The sequence below is a fragment of the Paracoccus haematequi genome, from assembly GCF_900631945.1.
Taxonomy (GTDB): domain Bacteria; phylum Pseudomonadota; class Alphaproteobacteria; order Rhodobacterales; family Rhodobacteraceae; genus Paracoccus; species Paracoccus haematequi_A.
Window position 1 is genome coordinate 1 of sequence record NZ_UZWE01000029.1, and the last position, 15,433, is coordinate 15,433.

At 66.7% G+C, this 15,433-nt stretch carries 16 protein-coding genes; 13 read left to right on the forward strand and 3 right to left on the reverse strand.

What is annotated here, in order from left to right; all coding sequences use genetic code 11:
* The coding region (locus tag PARHAE_RS08695) for an asparaginase domain-containing protein (RefSeq protein ID WP_126154224.1) at positions 1 to 784 on the reverse strand (784 nt) is incomplete at its 3' end.
* The gene (locus tag PARHAE_RS08700; RefSeq protein ID WP_126154225.1) at positions 781 to 1,782 is read right to left on the reverse strand and encodes a bile acid:sodium symporter family protein; all 1,002 of its coding nucleotides are present in this window, start codon (positions 1,780 to 1,782) and stop codon (positions 781 to 783) included. The genes PARHAE_RS08695 and PARHAE_RS08700, both read right to left, overlap by 4 nt.
* A 70-nt stretch (positions 1,783 to 1,852) precedes the next feature.
* Here PARHAE_RS08700 and PARHAE_RS08705 point away from each other — a divergent pair, with 70 nt between their 5' ends.
* From PARHAE_RS08705 to PARHAE_RS21875, 11 genes are all read left to right on the forward strand, one after another.
* Positions 1,853 to 2,314, forward strand: a complete 462-nt coding sequence (locus tag PARHAE_RS08705) for a GntR family transcriptional regulator (protein ID WP_164555189.1) — start codon at positions 1,853 to 1,855, stop codon at positions 2,312 to 2,314.
* 53 nt (positions 2,315 to 2,367) lie between these two features.
* Positions 2,368 to 3,201 (forward strand): PaaX family transcriptional regulator C-terminal domain-containing protein, encoded by an 834-nt coding sequence (locus PARHAE_RS08710; RefSeq protein WP_126154227.1) that lies wholly within the window; start codon positions 2,368 to 2,370, stop codon positions 3,199 to 3,201.
* Positions 3,202 to 3,322: 121 nt separating this feature from the next.
* A complete protein-coding gene (gene pcaF / locus PARHAE_RS08715) occupies positions 3,323 to 4,528 on the forward strand; it encodes a 3-oxoadipyl-CoA thiolase (RefSeq protein WP_126154228.1) in 1,206 nt (401 codons plus the stop codon).
* 14 nt (positions 4,529 to 4,542) lie between these two features.
* Positions 4,543 to 5,541, forward strand: a complete 999-nt coding sequence (paaA, locus tag PARHAE_RS08720; protein WP_126154229.1) for a 1,2-phenylacetyl-CoA epoxidase subunit PaaA — start codon at positions 4,543 to 4,545, stop codon at positions 5,539 to 5,541.
* A 38-nt stretch (positions 5,542 to 5,579) separates the two neighbouring features.
* Complete coding sequence (gene paaB, locus PARHAE_RS08725) at positions 5,580 to 5,864, forward strand: 1,2-phenylacetyl-CoA epoxidase subunit PaaB (RefSeq protein ID WP_126154230.1); 285 nt, start codon at positions 5,580 to 5,582, stop codon at positions 5,862 to 5,864.
* Positions 5,864 to 6,715 (forward strand): 1,2-phenylacetyl-CoA epoxidase subunit PaaC, encoded by an 852-nt coding sequence (gene paaC / locus PARHAE_RS08730; RefSeq protein ID WP_126154231.1) that lies wholly within the window; start codon positions 5,864 to 5,866, stop codon positions 6,713 to 6,715. The genes paaB and paaC overlap by 1 nt, the downstream gene beginning before the upstream one ends.
* A gap of 4 nt (positions 6,716 to 6,719) precedes the next feature.
* A complete protein-coding gene (paaD, locus tag PARHAE_RS08735) occupies positions 6,720 to 7,241 on the forward strand; it encodes a 1,2-phenylacetyl-CoA epoxidase subunit PaaD (RefSeq protein ID WP_126154232.1) in 522 nt (173 codons plus the stop codon).
* Between the two features lie 24 nt (positions 7,242 to 7,265).
* Positions 7,266 to 8,339: a 1,2-phenylacetyl-CoA epoxidase subunit PaaE gene (gene paaE / locus PARHAE_RS08740; protein ID WP_126154233.1), complete on the forward strand. Its 1,074-nt coding sequence runs from the start codon at positions 7,266 to 7,268 to the stop codon at positions 8,337 to 8,339.
* Between the two features lie 7 nt (positions 8,340 to 8,346).
* Entirely contained in the window at positions 8,347 to 9,099 is a 753-nt protein-coding gene (locus tag PARHAE_RS08745; protein ID WP_126154234.1) for a Phenylacetic acid catabolic protein, read from the forward strand.
* A 32-nt stretch (positions 9,100 to 9,131) separates the two neighbouring features.
* The gene (paaZ, locus tag PARHAE_RS08750; protein WP_126154235.1) at positions 9,132 to 11,192 is read left to right on the forward strand and encodes a phenylacetic acid degradation bifunctional protein PaaZ; all 2,061 of its coding nucleotides are present in this window, start codon (positions 9,132 to 9,134) and stop codon (positions 11,190 to 11,192) included.
* Positions 11,192 to 11,806 (forward strand): acyltransferase, encoded by a 615-nt coding sequence (locus PARHAE_RS21875; protein ID WP_126154236.1) that lies wholly within the window; start codon positions 11,192 to 11,194, stop codon positions 11,804 to 11,806. The genes paaZ and PARHAE_RS21875 overlap by 1 nt, the downstream gene beginning before the upstream one ends.
* Positions 11,807 to 11,836: 30 nt before the next feature.
* On the opposite strand, the gene PARHAE_RS08760 is transcribed toward PARHAE_RS21875, so the two are convergent.
* Positions 11,837 to 12,466 carry an LAPAL motif-containing putative phage structural protein gene (locus tag PARHAE_RS08760; protein WP_478354264.1) on the reverse strand — a complete coding sequence of 210 codons (630 nt, stop codon included), beginning with the start codon at positions 12,464 to 12,466 and terminating at the stop codon, positions 11,837 to 11,839.
* A gap of 77 nt (positions 12,467 to 12,543) precedes the next feature.
* Between PARHAE_RS08760 and PARHAE_RS08765 the strand changes: the two genes are divergently transcribed.
* Positions 12,544 to 13,524: an IS1595 family transposase gene (locus PARHAE_RS08765; protein ID WP_164555190.1), complete on the forward strand. Its 981-nt coding sequence runs from the start codon at positions 12,544 to 12,546 to the stop codon at positions 13,522 to 13,524.
* Between the two features lie 67 nt (positions 13,525 to 13,591).
* The gene (locus PARHAE_RS08770; protein WP_126154239.1) at positions 13,592 to 15,400 is read left to right on the forward strand and encodes a zinc ribbon domain-containing protein; all 1,809 of its coding nucleotides are present in this window, start codon (positions 13,592 to 13,594) and stop codon (positions 15,398 to 15,400) included.
* The last annotated feature ends 33 nt before the right edge of the window (positions 15,401 to 15,433 follow it).

Consider the following 15,433-nt stretch of genomic DNA (forward strand, 5'->3'; position numbering starts at 1 on the left):
CGCCATAGCTGGCGGCCAGCCGCCCCATCGGCACCCGGCTGGACAGGACCACCGGAACCCCCGCCGCCGCGCAGCGCGCCACGGCATCGGTCACCGCCGCCGTGGCGTTCCCCGATCCGAGCGCGGCCAGCACGATCCCCTGCGCGCCCGCCGCAAGGCTGGCGTCGATATGGGTCGCATCGCATCCCGGATGGATGGCCACCAGATCGACGCGGATTCCACCGACGGGCGCGGTCAGCGCCGCATCGGGCGCCGCCGCATCGGCCGCCAGGCGAAAGGCGTCGGCGCTGTCGGTGGCGAATTTCACCAGCCCCCAGGCGGGAAGCACCCGCCCGCCGAAGGCCAGCCTTACGCCCCCGCCGTCCAGCACCGCGCGGATCGCCGCCGCCATGTTCGCGGGACCGTCGGCCTGGGGATGATCGTCGGTGAATTGCGCGCCGGTCAGCACCACGGGCGCGCCGGGATGCTGCAAGGCCAGCAGCAGCGCCGTTTCCTCCATCGCGTCGGTGCCGTGCAGAACGACGACGCCCGCCGCCCCGCCGCCCGGTTCGGTGCCCAGTTCGGCGCGCACGGCATCGCTGATCCGCTGCATGTCGGCCAGGGTCAGGGCCGAGGAATCCTTGGCGAACAGATCGACGGGCCGCAGCCTGACCGGCGGCAGATCGCCCAGCCGGTCCAGCAGCGCCTGCCCGTCCAGGCTGGGCGTGCTGGACCCGTCCGGGTTCTTGCGGCTGGCGATGGTGCCGCCGGTGGCGATGACGGCGACAAGGGGCGCGGGGATCATGCGGCGGCCCTCGGTTCCAGCCGCGCCGCCACGCGCTGAGAGATCACGGCGCAGACGCCCAGTTGCAGCAGGTGGAACAGCATAAGCGGCAGGATGATCAGAGAGATGTTCTGCCCCGCGAACAGGATCCCCGCCATCGGCAGCCCGGTCGCCAGGCTTTTCGTCGATCCGCAATACAGCACCGCCATCAGGTCGGCATGATCCAGCCCCGCCACGCGCGCCATCAGCATCGCGGCCCCCATCACCGCCGCCAGCAGCAGGGCGCACAGCCCCAGCAGGATCGCCAGCGACGGGGCCGACATCACCTGCCAGATGCCGGCCACCACCCCTGCCGAAAAGGCCGCATAGACGATCAGCAGGATCGACCCGCGATCCACGATGGTCGTGGCCGTCCGGTGCCGGGCCAGCCATCCCGCCAGCAGCGGGCGGCACAGCTGGCCCAGGGCGAAGGGCAGCAGGATCTGCTGGACGATCTTCCAGATCGCGGACGGCTCGATCCCGTAGCCCGATCCCTGCGGGATCAGCAGCGCGAACAGCAGGGGCGACAGCACCACCCCGATCAGGTTCGACAGCGAGGCCGCGCAGACCGCCCCCGCGACATTGCCGCCCGACACCGCCGTAAAGGCGATCGAGCTTTGCACCGTGGACGGCATGCAGCCGATATACAGGATCCCCGCGCCGATGGCCGTGGGCAGCCAGATCAGCGACAGGGGCTTCAGCGCCAGGGCCAGGATCGGGAACAGCACGAAGGTCAGCGCCAGCACCGACAGTTGCAGCCTCCAGTTCGCCAGCCCCGCCAGGATGGTCGCCGTGGTCAGCTTGGCGCCGTACAGGAAGAACAGCAGCGAAATCACCCAATAGGTGACATGCGACAAGATGACCGCCGCGGCTCCGCGCGCGGGCAGAACGGTCGCCAGCACCACGGTCAGCACCAGCAGCAGCATGTATCGGTCGAAGCCGAAACGGGCCAGCACGGCCTCGGTCCTGCGCAGGGACATGGGAATTCCTAAACCTGTCTGTTTCCCGCGCTTGTATAAGTCCGGCCGATGCAATCCAACAGGGTCCATCATGTCGCCCGACCCTTCCAGAAGCACAGATCCGACCGCCCTGCTGGACCAGTTCGAGGCTTTGGGGGAAATCTCGGCGCTGTGCGCCACGCTCGCCGCGCGCCGGGCGCCCCTGGCCGAGATGCAGGCGTTGGAGGATCTGGTCAACCGGATCGAAGAAGCCGATCCCCACGCCTTCCGCCAGGCCAGCCTGGATCTGCACGACCGGATCTGCCGGCTGACGAAGAATGCCGAACTGGGCGGACTGGCCGCCGGCCTGCGGACTCGGCTGGCGCCGCTATGGCCCGTCTGGCCGGTCGGTGACGACCGTCGGCAGCGGGCGATGCACGAATATCGCGCCCTGGCCGAGGCGATCTGCGACCGCGACGAAGACCAGGCCGCCATCGTCATGCGCGGCCATCTGCGCGCCCTGTCGCGCGAGGTTCTGTTCACCGCGGGGGTGTGCCCGACCGACCTGGTTTGACATCGCGCGGCCCTGCCCCTAGGCCCAGAGCGCAACCACGACCGGATCCGCCGATGAGCCAGACCGACCTGATCCAGCGTTTGACGGCCGATCTTCCGGTCACCGCCGGTTCCTTCATCGTCACCGTCTATGGCGACGTGGTGGTGCCGCGCGGCGAAGTCCTGTGGATCGGCAGCCTGATCGAGATCTGCGCCCGCATCGGCATCAGCGAAAACCTGGTGCGCACGGCCGTGTCCCGCCTGGTCGCCGCCGGGCGTCTGCAAGGGGAACGGGTCGGGCGGCGCAGCTTCTATCGCCTGGCCCCCGCCGCGCGGGCGGAATTCGCGGATGCCGCGCGGCTGCTTTACGCGCAGCCCCGGCCCTCGGGCGACTGGCTGGTGATGCTGGCCCCCGACATGGCCGAGGATCTGACCCGCCGCCACCGCATGGCCCGGATCGGCGGCGATCTGTGGATCTGCCCGGCGCGGGGCGCCCTGCCGGACACCGGCGGGCTGGTGCTGCGCGCGTCCCCCGTCGCGGGGCTGGACCGCCTGCCGCAGCTTGCGGGATACTGGGATCTGGCGGCGCTTGCCGACGGCTATCGCACCGTCCTGGACCGTTTTGCCCCGCTGGCCGACGGTTCCGCCCTGTCACCCGAAGATGCGCTGATCGCGCGGCTGCTGCTGGTGCATCTTTATCGCGGCGTCCTGCTGCGCGATCCCGGCCTGCCGCCCGAAGCCCTGCCCGCCGATTGGCCGGGAACCGGGGCGCAGGCCCTGTTCCGCCGCCTTTACGCCGCCCTGACCCCGCGTGCCGAGGCGCATATCGCCCGCTCGATGGAGGGCGAGGACGGCCCCCTGCCGGAAACCACCCCCCGGACCCAGGCGCGGCTGGCGGCGCTGGCTTGAAACATTACAGACAAGACCACATTTTTCTTTGCAGTGTAATGTATCGCCTGCTATAAGCTGACCAATCGGTCGACGAATTGGGAGAATCGTCGGCCTCAGCTTGAAATCTCTGGGGGTCTGCATGTCCGAAGCCTTCATCTGCGATGCCATCCGCACGCCGGTCGGTCGCTATGGCGGGGCGCTTGCCACGGTGCGCGCCGACGATCTGGCGGCGCTGCCGCTGAAGGCGCTGATGGATCGCAATCCGGGCGTGGACTGGTCGGCCGTCGACGACGTGATCCTGGGCTGCGCCAACCAGGCGGGCGAGGACAACCGCAACGTCGCCCGCATGGCGGTGCTGCTGGCCGGGATGCCGATCAATGTGCCGGGCACCACGGTCAATCGCCTGTGCGGTTCGGGGATGGACGCGGTGGGCATGGCCGCGCGCGCCATCAAGGCGGGCGATTGTGACTTCATGATCGCGGGCGGCGTCGAATCGATGACCCGCGCGCCCTTCGTCATGCCCAAGGCGGAAACGGCGTTTTCGCGGTCGAACGCGGTCTATGACACGACCATCGGCTGGCGCTTTCCGAACCCGGCGCTGAAAAAGGCCTTCGGCACTCATTCGATGCCGGAAACCGCCGACAACGTGGCCGCCGATTACGGCATCAGCCGCGCCGACCAGGACGCCTTCGCGGCGCTGTCGCAGGCCCGCTGGCAGGCCGCGCACCAGGCGGGCCTGTTCCGCGACGAGATCGCCCCGGTGACGATCCCGCAGAAGAAGGGCGATCCCATCGTCTTCGACACAGACGAACATCCCCGCCCCGGCACCACGGCCGAGACGCTGGCCAAGCTGCGCGGCGTCAACGGCCCGGATCTGACGGTGACGGCGGGCAACGCCTCGGGCGTCAACGACGGGGCGGCGGCGCTGGCGATCCTGTCGGAACGCGCGGCCGCCGCGCAGGGCCTGACGCCGCGCGCCCGCATCGTCGCCATGGCGGCGGCGGGGGTCGAGCCGCGCGTCATGGGCATCGGCCCGGTGCCCGCCGCACGCAAGGTTCTGGCCCGCGCGAACCTGTCGCTGGACCAGATGGATGTGATAGAATTGAACGAAGCCTTTGCCGCACAGGGGCTGGCCGTGCTTCGCGACCTGGGTCTTGCCGATGACGATCCGCGCGTGAACCCGAATGGCGGCGCCATCGCCATCGGCCATCCCCTGGGCATGTCCGGCGCCCGGCTGGTCACCACCGCGATGTATCAGCTGCACAGGACCGGCGGACGCCATGCCCTGTGCACCATGTGCATCGGCGTGGGCCAAGGCATCGCCATCATCATCGAACGCGTCTGAGAGGAGAGACTGCCATGTATGCACAGCTGGTCAAATCCGAAGGGTCCAAGACCCGCGAAGAAATGACGCCCGAGGAGATCGCCTTCCAGGACCGGATCGACCGGAACGAGAAGATCGAGCCGAAGGAATGGATGCCCGAAGGCTATCGCAAGACGCTGATCCGCCAGATCGGCCAGCACGCCCATTCCGAAATCGTCGGCCAATTGCCGGAAGGCAACTGGATCACCCGCGCCCCTACCTTGGAACGCAAGGCGATCCTGCTGGCCAAGGTCCAGGACGAGGCGGGGCATGGGCTGTATCTGTATTGCGCCGCCGAAACCCTGGGCGTCAGCCGTGACGAACTGCTGGAGGCGCTGCATTCCGGCAAGATGAAATATTCGTCGATCTTCAACTATCCCACGCTGACCTGGGCCGACATGGGCGCGGTCGGCTGGCTGGTCGACGGCGCGGCGATCATGAACCAGGTGCCGCTGCAACGGACCAGCTATGGCCCCTATTCCCGCGCGATGATCCGCATCTGCAAGGAGGAGTCGTTCCACCAGCGGCAGGGTTACGACATCATGATGAAGATGTGCGCGGGCACCCCGGAACAGAAGGCGATGGCCCAGGATGCGCTGAACCGCTTCTGGTATCCGGCGCTGATGATGTTCGGGCCGTCCGACAAGGATTCGGTCCATTCCGCGCAGTCGATGGCCTGGAAGATCAAGATGAACACCAATGACGAACTGCGCCAGAAGTTCGTCGACCAGACCGTGCCGCAGGCCGAATACCTGGGCCTGACCGTCCCCGACCCCGACCTGAAATGGAACGAGGAGAAGGGCGGCTATGACTTCAGCGAACCCGACTGGTCGGAATTCTTCGCCGTGATCGCCGGCAACGGTCCCTGCAACGCCGAACGGCTTGGCGCCCGCGTCAAGGCGTGGGAGGACGGCGCCTGGTTCCGCGACGGGCTGATGGCCCACGCCGCCAAGGCCAGTGAACGCGCCCGCGCCGCCCGCCACGCCGCCGAATAAGCCGCCAGCCACAACCCGCATCATTGGGAGAAGCCATCATGTCCAGCGAATGGCCGCTTTGGGAAATCTTCATCCGGGGCCAGCACGGCCTCAATCACCGCCATGTCGGCAGCCTGCACGCCCCCGATGCCGAAATGGCGATCCGCAACGCCCGCGACGTGTACACCCGCCGCAACGAGGGCGTGTCTATCTGGGTGGTGCGGTCGAACGACATCACCGCGTCCTCGCCTTCGGAAAAGGGGCCGCTCTACGATCCGTCGAACAGCAAGGTCTATCGCCATCCGACCTTCTACGACATCCCCGATGAAGTGGGGCATATGTGATGCCCTCGCTTCCCGACATGACCACTCCGAACCTGGATGCGCTGGCCGGTCAGGCGCTGGCCCAAGGCGGCCATGCCCAGGTGCCCGCGCCGGATGCGGGGCAGCCCCAGTTCGTGGAATTCCTGCAACGGATGGGCGACAACTGCCTGATCCTGGGTCATCGCGTGTCGGAATGGTGCGGCCATTCCCCGGCGTTGGAGGAGGACATCGCGCTTGCCAACCAGGCGCTGGACCTGATCGGCCAGTGCCAATTGTGGCTGGGCTTGGCGGGCGAAGTGGAAGGCCGCGGCCGCGACGCCGACGCGCTGGCCTATCTGCGCGACGCGGGCGCCTTCCGCAACCTGCTGCTGGTGGAACTGCCCAACGGCGATTTCGGCGTCACGCTGATGCGCCAGTTCCTGTTCGACGCCTTCCATATCGAGATGCTGCGGGCGCTGAGAACCTCGGCCGATCCCCGCGTGGCCGAGATCGCCGCCAAGGCCGAGAAAGAGGTCGCCTATCATCTGGAACGGTCCGCCGATCTGGTGATCCGGCTGGGCGACGGCACCGACGAAAGCCATCGCCGGATGCAGGCCGCGCTGGCGAAGCTGTGGCCCTATACCGGAGAGATGTTCCTGGACGATGCCGTGGATCAGGCGATGGCCGATGCCGGGGTGGCGCCGCTGCCCTCGGCGCTGAAAGCCGCCTGGGACCGCACCGTCGCGTCGGTGCTGGACGAGGCGACGCTGGCCCTGCCCGCCGATGGCTGGCACCACAAGGGCGGCAAGAACGGCATCCATACGGAACATCTGGGATATATCCTGGCCCAGATGCAGTTCCTGCAACGCGCCTATCCCGGCGCGAAATGGTGACGCCATGTCCGCCACGACGCTGCCCGATACCGGCCAGATCTGGGACTGGCTGTCGCAGGTGCCGGACCCGGAAATCCCGGTCATCAGCCTGACCGACCTGGGCATCATCCGCGATGTGGCCTGGCGGGGCGACACGCTGGTGGTGACGGTGACGCCCACCTATTCCGGCTGCCCCGCGACCGGCGTCATCAACCTGGACATCGAATCCGCGCTGCGCGCCCACGGCATTCAGAAGCTGGAACTGAAACGCCAATTGTCCCCCGCCTGGACGACCGACTGGATCACGCCCGAAGGGCGCGAGAAGCTGCGCGCCTATGGCATCGCCCCGCCCGTCGACGGCACGGCGGCGGATGGCGTTCTGGCGGGTCGGGTGTCGCGGCTGATGGGCAGCAACCTGACCATCCAATGTCCGCGCTGCGGATCGACCCATACGCAAAAGGTCAGCCAGTTCGGATCCACCCCGTGCAAGGCCAGCTGGCGCTGCACCGACTGCCTGGAACCCTTCGACTATTTCAAGTGCATCTGACCGCACCCAAGGAAAGACACCCCGATGGCACGCTTTCTGCCCCTGAAAGTCACCGATGTGCGCCGCGAGACCCGCGATGCGGTCGTCGTGACCCTGGCCCCCCGCGACGAGGATCGCGCCCTGTTCGATTTCACCCAAGGCCAGTACCTGACCTTCCGCCGCGCCTTCGACGGCGAGGAATTGCGCCGGTCCTATTCGATCTGCGCGGGCGTCGATGACGGCTGCCTGCAAGTCGGCATCAAGCGCGTCGATGGCGGGGCCTTTTCCACCTGGGCCAACGAGAACCTGGCGCCGGGAGACGAGATCGAGGCGATGCCGCCGATGGGCAAGTTTTCCATGCCCCTGGACCCGGATTCCGCGCGCCATTACGTGGGCTTCGCCGCCGGATCGGGGATCACGCCGGTCCTGTCCATCGTCAAGACCGTGCTGCGGCGGGAACCGAAATCGCGCTTTACGCTGGTCTATGCCAACCGGCAGATCAGCAGCATCATGTTCCGCGAGGAATTGGAGGATCTGAAGAACCTGCATCTCGGCCGCTTCTCGGTCCTGCATGTGCTGGAGTCCGAGGCGCAGGAGATCGACCTGTTCACCGGCCGCATCGACGCGGACAAGATGACGGCGCTGTTCGACCGCTGGATCGATCCGAAATCGGTCGACGCCGCCTTCATCTGCGGGCCGGAACCGATGATGCTGACCGTGGCGCAGTCGCTGCGCGACCACGGCCTGCGCGACGACCAGATCCGGTTCGAACTGTTCGCCAGCAGCCAACCGGGCCGCGCCAAGGCCCGCCCCGTGTCGAAAGCGACCGAGGGGGGCGAGGGCACCCAGGCCACGGTGACGCTGGACGGCGCCACCCGCAGCTTCGCCATGCCGCGCGAGGGCCAGACGATCCTGGACGCCGCCATCGCCAACAACCTGGACGCGCCCTATTCCTGCAAGGCGGGCGTCTGCTCCACCTGCCGCTGCAAGGTGCTGGAAGGCGAGGTCGAGATGGCCGTGAACCACGCGCTGGAAGACTACGAGGTCCGCGCGGGTTACGTCCTGTCCTGCCAGTCCTATCCGCTGACCGACCGCGTGGTCGTCACCTATGACGAATGAGGCCCCCATGCCTGATACCATGAACATCGAGGACTATCTGGCCCAGGGCGGCGTCCTGACCGCGCCCGGCAACGTTCCCGCCCGCTATCGCGGCGAGCTGATGCGGCTGATGTCGTCCTTCGTGGACAGCGAACTGGCGGCCTCGGCCGGGTTTGCGTCGTCCATCAACTTCGCGCCGGGCATCCGGGAACGCATCGCCGCCAGCCGGATCACGCTGGAAAAGGCCGATCACGCGGAACGGGTGCTGGCCGTGATGGGCGATTTCGGCACCGATACGGGTCGTTACCAGACCCAGCATGACTGGGCCGCCCGCGTGGATCGCGACAGCGACCTGGGCGCCGCGCGGCAACAGGGCGACATGCGCCTGTCGGTGTTCCACTATCCGATCACAGGCTGGACCGACGCCGTGGTGATGAACGTTCTGCAAGGCCTGGCCACCGGCGTGCAGATGACGGAACTGACCCGCGTGTCTTATGCCCCCTTGGCCGAGGTGTTCCGCGAGATCGCCCCGCGCGAGGCGCGCCACGCCGAACTGGGGCTGGAGGGACTGGCCCGCATCGTCGAGACGGACCAGGGCCGGGCCGAGTCGCAGGCAAGCCTTTCCTATTGGCGGCCCCGCGTGGCGGCGAGCTTTGGGGTGGCGAACTCGACCCGTTACGACACGCAGGCGCGGTTCGGCATCCGCCATACCCCGAACGAAACGCTGTTGGCCCGCTGGAATGCACTGGCCGACGAACACCTGGGCGCATTGGGTCTGTGAACCCAGCCCTGTTGACGGAAAAAGGAACTGCCATGACCATCACGCCTCATACCCCGCGCCGCCTGGAAAGCTATCTCTGCGGGGAATGGGTGCCCGGCGCGAAAGAGGGGCAGACCCTGCTGGACGCCGCCACCGGCGATCCGGTCGCCACCATCGACGCCACGGGCCTGGATTTCGCGGCGGCCCTTGACTACGGCCGCGCCAAGGCGGGGCCAAGGCTGCGGGCCATGACCTTCCACGAACGCGCCGGAATGCTGAAGGCCCTGGGCCTGGCGCTGATGCAGCGGAAAGAGGAATTCTATACCGAAAGCCTGCATACCGGCGCCACCCGCGCCGATGGCTGGGTCGATATCGAGGGCGGCATCGGCACCATGCTGGCCTTTGCGTCCAAGGGCCGGCGCGAATTGCCGAACGCGCGCGTGCTGACCGACGGCGATGTGGAACTGCTGTCGCGCGACAACACGTTCAGCGCCCAGCATATCCTGACCCCGCTGCATGGCGTGGCGATCCACATCAACGCCTTCAACTTCCCCGTCTGGGGGATGCTGGAAAAGATCGCGCCGACGCTGCTGGCGGGGGTGCCCTGCCTGGTCAAGCCCGCCAGCCAGACCGCCTATCTGACGGAACTGGTGGTGCGCCGGATCGTCGATACCGGCATCCTGCCCGACGGCGCGCTGCAACTGATCTGCGGATCGGTGGGCGATCTGCTGGATCACGTCACCGAACAGGACGCCGTGACCTTCACCGGATCGGCCCATACCGGCCGCAAGCTGAAGACGCACCCGGCCATCGTGCAGCATTCCGTCCGCTTCACGATGGAGGCCGACAGCCTGAACGCCACCCTCCTCGGCCCCGACGCGGTGGCGGGCACGCCCGAGTTCGACCTGTTCGTGCGTGAAGTCGCGCGCGAGATGACCAGCAAGGCGGGCCAGAAATGCACCGCCATCCGCCGCGTCATCGCCCCGCGCGGCCAGGTGGACGCGCTGATCGCCGCCCTGCGCGACCGGCTGGACAAGACCGCCCTGGGCCTGCCGGGCGATGAGAGCACCCGCATGGGACCGCTGGCCAGCCTGGATCAGCGCGACGAGGTGCGGGCGCGGATCCGCGAATTGCAGGCGGTGGCGGAAATCGTCGCGGGCGATCCCCATGACGTGCGCGTCGTCTCGGGCGATGCAGGGAAAGGCGCCTTCCTGAACCCCGTCCTGCTTTACGCCGACAAGCCCTTCGAGGCGGCGGCCGTGCATGATTGCGAGGCCTTCGGCCCGGTGTCCACCGTGATGGGCTATGACGATCTTGACGAAGCCGTCGCGCTTGCCGCGCGCGGGCGGGGGTCGCTGGTGTCCTCGGTCTTCACCGACGACAAGGACGTGGCGGAACGGGTGGTCCTGGGCGTCGCGCCCTTCCACGGGCGGGTGCTGATCGGCAACCGCGCCTCGGCCAAGTCGTCCACCGGGCATGGTTCGCCCCTGGCGCCGCTGGTCCATGGCGGCCCAGGCCGCGCGGGCGGCGGCGAGGAGATGGGCGGCATCCGGGGCGTCAAGCATTTCATGCAGCGCACCGCCGTGCAGGGCGCGCCGCGCCTGCTGTCCGCCGTCACGGGCCGCTGGATCGAGGGCGCTGACGTGCAGCAGGGGGAACACCCCTTCCGCAAGTCGCTGGCGGACCTGCGCATCGGCGACCAGCTCGTGACAGCCGCGCGGCAGGTCACGCAGGAGGATGTCGAACATTTCGCGCATTTCACCGGCGACACCTTCTATGCCCATATGGACAGCGAGGCCGCGCGCGCGAACCCGTTCTTCGACGACCGCGTGGCGCATGGCTACCTGATCGCCTCTTTCGCCGCCGGGCTGTTCGTTGAGCCGAACCCTGGCCCGGTGCTGGCGAATTACGGCGTGGACAACCTGCGCTTCCTGACGCCCGTTTATTTCGGCGACAGCCTACAAGTCCGCCTGACCTGCAAAGAGATCAACCCCCGCGAAAACGCCGGCCACGGAGAGGTCCGCTGGGATTGCCGGGTAACGAACCAGAAGGACGAGGTGGTGGCCCAATATGACGTGCTGACCATGGTCGCCAAGCAATGGCCTGCCGCGTGATGGCCAAGGTCTATTCCTGGGACGGCATCGTTCCCGTCATCGACCCTGCGGCCTTCGTCCACCCCGAGGCCGTGGTGATCGGCGACGTGATCGTGGGCGCGGGGGTCTATGTCGGCCCCTGCGCGGTGCTGCGCGGCGATTTCGGACGGATCGTGCTGCATCCCGGATCGAACGTGCAGGAAACCTGCGTGGTCCACAGCTTCCCCGGCAAGGACGTGGTGGTCGAAGAATCCGGCCATATCGGCCACGGCGCCGTCCTGCACGGCTGCCACATCGGCAAGAACGCCATGGTCGGCATGAATGCCGTGGTCATGGATGAGGCGGTGGTGGGCGAAAACTCCATCATCGCGGCCATGGCCTTCGTGAAGGCGGGCGCGCGGATCCCGCCGAACTCGCTGGCGGTCGGATCGCCCGCGAAGGTGGTGCGGGAATTGACGGCGGACGAGATCGCCTGGAAGCGCCAGGGCACCGGCGTCTATCAGCAGCTTGCGGTCGAGGCGAAGGAGAAGCTGGCCCCGGCGGTGGCGCTGACCGAGGTGGAAGTGGACCGGCGGAGGGCGGAGGCGCCGCGTTATGATCCGCTGGTGACGGCGCGGACGGGGTTTGAGGGGTAGGGTGCGTGCTTGTGCGCCCTACTTTTTCTGTCATAGAAGGCGCATCTGCTTATGGCCAGGAACATATTCCAAAACCCGAGCGATCTCAATTTCTTTCGAGAGGCTGTCACGAGCTAAGCTCTGCCTTTCTATAATCAAACATAGCAGTGTGTCATTTGCCGACAAAGCAATACTGCCGTTTGCTACCTTTGTAAAAAAGTCTTCATCAGTAACCGTCGCGGTGAAGCTTTTCTCCCCTCCATCGCTAAATCGCCAGACATATCCGTCACGGAACGGAGCTGTAACAATTTTTAGCCAAGCCTTACGTTCGGACGTGGCCTCCAAGGGTTCTTCATCCAGAGGTTCAGGAATCTTTAATGATTGAAGATCACCTTTTTCGAGGATAACTTCCGGGTCCGGGTCGTCATCCGTAAATCTAACGCTAGACAAGCCGGGGATCCTGTCGAGTTTCTTACCAAAATCCTCGGTAGCTTCTCTTGTTGCGCTGTCTTCGAGAAGGATGACCGTTCGATTATCAACAATCATGACCTCGGGGCCTGAAGTAATGGTTGTAGTTCCATCCCCATTTGCTTTGATTTCATCTGGGCGTTTACCACGGAGTTTTTTCAAAACATAGAAAAAGCCCGCTAAACTGGCGCCTCCAGTTGTTCCCGGAATTATCCCTTTGACACATCAGCCTCTACATCTTGTGTCGGCATAGATTTCGTTTCCCTGTCAGATCGCCAATGTGGGTGGTCATGAGCCATGTCCATCGCCCCGTCCGCCGCAATCCCCACGACATCACCTTCGCCGCGATCGAGAGGATCGCGTCGGACGAGGCCGCATGCCTTGCCTTTTTCAAGGCTATCCGCTTTCCCGGCGGCCTGACCTGCGACAGCTGCGGCGCCGATGAGGCCGAGGGCGCGCATTTCACCCATCATCGCTCCCGTCCCGGTCTCTATACATGCGGCGGCTGCCGGCGGCAGTTCTCGATTACCTCCGGCACCGCGATGCACCGAACACGGCTGCCGCTCGGACAATGGCTCAGGGCCATCTGGCTCCTTGCGTCTTCCAGCAAGGGCATCTCGGCCCGCAAGCTGGGCGAGATGCTGGGCTTGAGCTACAAGGTGGCCTGGCACCTGTGCCACCGCATTCGCACCATGATGAGCAACCGGCAGATCAGCCTCACGGGCGTGGTCGAGATCGACGAGATCTATGCCGGCGCCCCGCCCCGCAAGCGCCATGGCGGCGGCCCCTCGGGCGTGCCTGTCGGGCGCGGCCCGCGGCGACCCCTCGTTCTGACGATGGTCGAGCGCGGCGGTCGCGTGGTCTTCGAGCGCATTGCCAGTCATTCTTCCGTTGCCATCGGCCGTGCGGCACGGCCTGTCCTGGATCCGGAGGCAACCGTCATGACCGACAACCTGCCCGCCTACCGCCGGGCCGTGAAGGGCCATGCGCACCTGACGGTCACGCACTCGTCCGGCGAGTATGTCGCGCACGACGCAGGCGGGTCCGGTCTGGACGCCCACACCAACACCGCGGAGTCGGTCCATGGCCTGATCCGCCGCGCGGTTATAGGAGTGTGGCATTGGATCTCCCAAAAGCACCTCGACCGTTATCTGGACGAGTTGTCCTGGCGCCACAACCGGCGCGACGACGGGCACCTCCTGCGCATCGCCGATGCGATCGGCAGGGGCGGCCAGCCGCTCTCCATGCGGGCACTGACGGCAGGCCTCTGATCTTTTCAACCCGTTGTAACGAATTGATGTTTCCAGTTTGTTCGCGTCGTGCTATCTCCTTCGGGAGATGAAGCGTTGCGATCACCTGCCATTGCTCGATGCCAATCCCGGCAAGATCCGGGCGCTGCTGGCCATCATGAAGGCCTTCCGGGACTGCGCGCCCGCCGTCGCGGTCCAGCAGTGGCGCCTGTTCTTCGAGACCGGCCGCTTCAACAAATACACCCCTGCGGCGGCCGACAAGGCAGCGCCCGCGCTCATGGCCGCGAAAGCCGTTCTCGGCGCACAGCGCCTGCAGATGCTGCGCTTCCAGGTGGTGGGCCAGCTTGACGGCTTCATGGGCAACCGCGCCAACGAGTTCAAGGACACCGTGCTGGGTTCGTCGCTCGACGAGACGACCCGCCACCAGCTGCTGACCATAAACTGCGCGGGAGCATGGTTCTCGCGCGAGCCGGTCTCCATGATGTCGGGACCGCTGCAAGGCCAGGTCATCCCCGATGAGATCCGCAAGCTGGCCCGCACCATCATGCGCGCCGTGCTGGCCCGCCACCGGCGGCCGCGGTTCTCGCGGATGAACCCCAACATCGACGCGCGGCAGGCCAGCGTCGAGACCGCGCAGTCCGCCCGCCATGGCGATCTGTGGATCAGCGTGGCCACGCTGGCGCCGCTCGACGGTCCGACTGCCCGCTGGCTCTCAGTGCAGGACGAGGCCCGCGCCACCCGCCAGGGGCGGGAGCCGGAGGCGTTCCGGGCGGGCAGCCACCGGATGATCCACCTGCCCGTGAGAAGCCATGGCCGTTTCGAAAGCCGCGGCGGCGATCTGGCGAAGACCGTCCAGCTGATCGAGCGCCCGGCCAGCCCACGCGCGGTCAAGCTCGGCCGCTGGACCCACCGCCTGGCCGACGGCCGTCCGGGCGAGCTGGTCATCGGGCTGGTGTCCGACATGAAGGCGGCCTTCAGGGAAAGCCGCAAGGCTTACGCCCCGCGCTGCGAGGAGATCTGTGTCGACTTCGGGCTTCGCACGATGCTGGCGACGGACCGGGGCGATCTGCTGGGCCGCGACTGGATGGACCGGCTGATGTGGCATGATGCCCGGATCTCGGGACTCGCCGCACGGCTCCAGGCCCAGGGCATCCGGCCGAACCGGTCCCCGCGCTACCGCGCCATGGTGGAAAGCCTGCGGGGCTTCATCGAGACATCCGTCGGCCGGGCGCTGAACCGGCTCGTGGAGATCCGGGCGCCCGCGCATCTGGTGCTGGAGCGGCTCGACTTCCGCGGCGCGGATCTGTCGCGCCGCATGAACCGGCTGCTGGCCAATTGCGGCCGCTCGGTGCTGCGCGCCAAGCTCAAGGATCTGAAGGAGCGCTTCGGGATCACCTCCGTTGAGGTGAACCCGGCCTACAGCTCGCAGACCTGCTCGTGCTGCGGTTATGTGAGCCGCACGAACCGCAAGGCTCAGGACAAGTTCGTCTGCGGCGCCTGCGGCAGAACCATCCATGCCGACATCAACGGGTCCCGGAACCTCGGGGGCGGACGTTCCGCCTTTGATCGGACAGCCCGCATGACGAAGGCGGAAAGCCTCCAGGCGACGGTGATCCGTCATCTGGAGCGCCTTGGGGCGGCAAGGGAGGGGGTCGTGCTCGACCCCGCGCTCTGGCCCCCTCGAACCCGGGATCGGGTGATCCCGGAGCGAAGCGTGTATGTGTCCAACCGATACTTCGGCGAGGCCCTGGGGAGTGTCATCCCCGACTGGGGCAAGAGACCCGAGAAGCAGGCACCACGGGCGCGGCGCTTGAAGTCCCGCGATGATCCATCCGGACCGGAAAAGGTGACGGCGCCGCCGGCACAAGATCTGGTAGCTGATGTGTCAACGGGATAATCACCATTGTTCCCATGTTAATGAGAAGGTCGG